This window comes from Dactylosporangium darangshiense (assembly GCF_039537565.1).
GTDB classification, from domain to species: Bacteria; Actinomycetota; Actinomycetes; order Mycobacteriales; family Micromonosporaceae; genus Dactylosporangium; species Dactylosporangium darangshiense.
Map to the genome: position 1 here is coordinate 1 of NZ_BAABAT010000180.1, position 1,536 is coordinate 1,536.

Genomic DNA, 1,536 nt, shown 5'->3' on the forward strand with positions numbered 1-1,536 from the left:
GAGATGACCTGGGTGGCGAGGAGGGAGTGTCCGCCGAGGTCGAAGAAGTCGTCGGTGGTGGTGATGTGGTGGTGGTGGAGGAGTTCGGTCCAGATGTTGGTGAGGAGTTCTTGGGTGGGTGTGAGTGGGGTGTGGGTGGTGTTGGTGTGGTGGGGTTGGTGGGTGTCGGGGTTGGGGAGGGCGGTGCGGTCGAGTTTGCCGTTGGGGGTGGTGGGGAGTTGGGTGAGTTGGATGTATTGGGTGGGGATCATGTGGTCGGGGAGGGTGTGGCTGAGGTGGGTGCGGAGTTCGTTGGTGGTGGGGAGGTTGCTGTTGGTGGGGATGAGGTAGGCGATGAGGCGGTTGTTGTGGGTGGTGACGATGGCGGTGGTGATGTTGGGGTGGGTGGTGAGGGCGGTTTGGATTTCGTTGGGTTCGATGCGGTGGCCGCGGAGTTTGATTTGGTGGTCGGTGCGGCCGAGGTATTCGAGGGTGCCGTTGGGGTGGCGGCGGGCGAGGTCGCCGGTGCGGTAGAGGCGGTTGCCGGTGGTGGTGAATGGGTCGGGGATGTAGGTGGTGGCGGTGAGGGCGGGGTGGTGGTGGTAGCCGCGGGTGAGGTTGGTGCCGGCGATGTGGATTTCGCCGGTGACGCCGGTGGGGACGGGGTTGAGGCGGCGGTCGAGGAGGTGGATGGTGGTGTTGGTGATGGGGTTGCCGATGGGGGTGGGTCCGGTGTGGCTGGTGGGGATGGTGGCGGTGGTGGCGCAGACGGTGGTTTCGGTGGGGCCGTAGGCGTTGATGAGGTGGTGGTGGGTGGCCCAGTGGTGGGCGAGGTTGGGGTCGAGGGCTTCGCCGGCGCTGATGATGGTGGTGGGGGTGGTGATGTCGGTGGGGTTGAGGGTGGTGAGGAGTGATGGTGGGAGGGTGGCGACGGTGATGTGGTGGGTTTGGAAGAGGTTGGTGAGGTGGGTGGGTTGGGTGCGTTCGGTGGTGGTGGCGATGATGAGGGTGGCGCCGGTGGTGAGGGCGACGGTGATTTCGGAGACGGCGGCGTCGAAGCTGATGGAGGCGAATTGGAGGGCGGTGCTGTGGTGGTTGATGTTGAAGGCGTCGCGTTGGGCGGTGATGAGGTTGGTGAGGCCGCGGTGGGTGGCTTGGACGGCTTTGGGTCGGCCGGTGGTTCCGGAGGTGTAGATGAGGTAGGCGAGTTGGTCGGGTAGCACTCGTATGGTGGGTCGGATGGTGGGTTGGGCGTTGAGGACGGCTTCGGTGATCGGGTCGTCGAGGGTTACGGTGGGTAGTCCGTTCCCGCCGGGGGTTCGGCTGGATTGGTGGTTGATCAGGACTGTGGCGCCGCTGTCGGTGAGCATGAACGCCAGCCGGTCGGTCGGGTAGGTGGGGTCCAGGGGTAGGTAGGCGCCGCCGGCCAGCCACACCGCCAGCATCGACACGACTACGTCGTTGCCGCGTTCCAGGCACAGCCCGACGACCGATTCCGCACCGACCCCCAAGCCCCGCAGATGACCCGACAACCGCACAGCACGCTCAAACAGCTCG

1 protein-coding gene is annotated in these 1,536 nt (G+C 65.7%); it reads right to left on the reverse strand.

Going from position 1 to position 1,536, the window contains the following annotated elements; all coding sequences use genetic code 11:
* On the reverse strand, positions 1-1,490 hold a 1,490-nt coding region (locus ABD901_RS58550), incomplete at its 3' end, for a non-ribosomal peptide synthetase (protein ID WP_345145049.1).
* Positions 1,491-1,536 lie beyond the last annotated feature (46 nt).